The organism is Aerococcus sp. L_32 (genome assembly GCF_050689315.1).
Map to the genome: position 1 here is coordinate 1 of NZ_JBOEQF010000347.1, position 2,038 is coordinate 2,038.

At 37.8% G+C, this 2,038-nt stretch carries 3 protein-coding genes; all 3 read right to left on the minus strand.

Features of this window, described 5'->3' with window-relative positions:
* On the minus strand, positions 1–519 hold a 519-nt coding region (locus tag ACRCJ0_RS12735), incomplete at its 3' end, for a phosphate ABC transporter ATP-binding protein (protein WP_431390664.1).
* 32 nt (positions 520–551) lie between these two features.
* The gene (pstA, locus tag ACRCJ0_RS12740; RefSeq protein WP_417894225.1) at positions 552–1,367 is read right to left on the minus strand and encodes a phosphate ABC transporter permease PstA; all 816 of its coding nucleotides are present in this window, start codon (positions 1,365–1,367) and stop codon (positions 552–554) included.
* The coding region (gene pstC / locus ACRCJ0_RS12745) for a phosphate ABC transporter permease subunit PstC (protein ID WP_431390663.1) at positions 1,367–2,038 on the minus strand (672 nt) is incomplete at its 5' end. The genes pstA and pstC, both read right to left, overlap by 1 nt.

Genomic DNA, 2,038 nt, shown 5'->3' on the forward strand with positions numbered 1-2,038 from the left:
AGCTGAAGTGGGCTCATCCATTAATAATACGTCAGGTTTAACTGCTAAGGCACGAGCTATACAAACACGTTGCTGTTGCCCCCCAGAAATAGCCATACCATTTTTGTTTAAGTCATCTTTTACTTCATCCCAAATTGCAGCGCCACGTAAAGAAGTTTCAACAATTTCATCTAATTCATTCTTATCACGGATACCGTGAGTACGTGGTCCATAAGCAACGTTGTCATAGATTGACATTGGGAATGGGTTTGGTTGTTGGAAAACCATACCAACATTTTTACGTAACATATTTAAGTTCATGTCACGGTCAAAGATACTTTTACCATCTAATGTAATTTTACCTTCAATACGACAACCTTCAACAAGGTCATTCATACGGTTTAATGTTTTTAAGAAAGTAGATTTACCTGATCCAGAAGGACCGATTAATGCTGTTACTTGTTTTTCGTAAATCGGCATGTTGATACCTTCTAAGGCTTTAAAGTTACCATAGTAAAGGTCCATGTTTTCTGCCTGCATTTTAATTTTAAGATTGTTGTTTTCAACCATGATTAATTTTGTCCTCCTTTTGTAAATCGTTGTGATAACCATGTAGATAAGCCGTTGACCACTAATACAACTAACAATAGTATTACACCAGTAGCATTCGCTTGATCACGGTGTAAACCTTCACTTGATAATACATACATATGTAATGCTAATGTACGACCAGATGAGAAGATTGAATTAGGTAGTGATGTGGATGTACCTAATGTATACATCAAGGCTGCTGTCTCACCAACGATACGTCCGATAGCAAGGATGATACCTGACAAGATACCAGGCATAGCGATTGGTAATACGATTCTAAAGATAGTACGTAATTTACCAGCACCTAAACCGAAACTTGCTTGTCGTAGATTGTCTTTAACTGACATTAAGGCTTCTTCAGTATTACGGATAATCAATGGTAATACCATAATTGCCGTTGTAAGAATACCTGAAATTAATGAATATTGGAATCCTGCTGCGGATACAAAGGCTAGCATACCGAATAAACCGAATACGATTGATGGAACCCCTGTTAAGGTATCAGTTGCAATACGGATACCTTCAACCCATTTGTTATTTTTACCAGCATACTCTACTAGGTAGAAACCAGCAAATACACCGAATGGAATAGCTAATAATAGCGATCCACCGATAACATAAAGGGTTGTAATAATAGACGGCATCATTGAAACGTTATCTGTAGTGTACTTCCATGAGAAAAGATCGGTACTTAAATGTGGTACACCAGACACTAATACGTAACCAACAATCCAAATTAGAGAAGCGAAAGTAACTGCTGCAAAGAAATATGTGAGTCCACGTAATACTTTAGACATTAGCTATTTACCCCCGTTCTCTTAACATATGCGAAGATACCATTGATAATCAAGATAATAACAAATAATACTGCACCTGTTGCAATTAAGGCGTTTTGGTGAGTACCAGTTGCATAAGCCATCTCTAAGATGATATTAGCAGTCATTGTACGTGCACCTTGGAATAAGCCACGTGGAAAAATTGCTTGGTTCCCTGCAACCATGATAACTGCCATTGTTTCACCAACAGCTCGCCCAATACCTAATATGATAGAAGAGAAAATCCCTGATCTAGCAGCCGGCATCATGATAACATAAGACGTTCTATCATGATCAGCGCCTAATCCAACTGACGCATTATAGTAAGTTTTTGGCACTGCACGTAAGGAAGATTCAGACATGGTAATAATAGTAGGTAAAATCATAATTGCTAAAACAATACCCGCTGTCATGATACTCATACCATTTGATGCAATTCCTAAAGATCTTGCAAAGGTTCGAAGTCCTGGAACCAATACTTGTAAACCAAAATAACCAAATACAATAGAAGGAATACCAGACATTAAGTTCATCGCTGGTTTCAAAACTTTATGTAATTTGGGAGGGCAATAAAATGCCATAAACATCGCAGTGAATACACCTGTTGGTACGCCCAACACGAAGGCGATTAAGGTTACGTATAGTGAACCTAC

Bases quoted from the DNA above. Each gene is read 5' to 3' on its own strand.
- pstA (WP_417894225.1), bottom strand. From the start codon at position 1,367: ATGTCTAAAGTATTACGTGGACTCACATATTTCTTTGCAGCAGTTACT.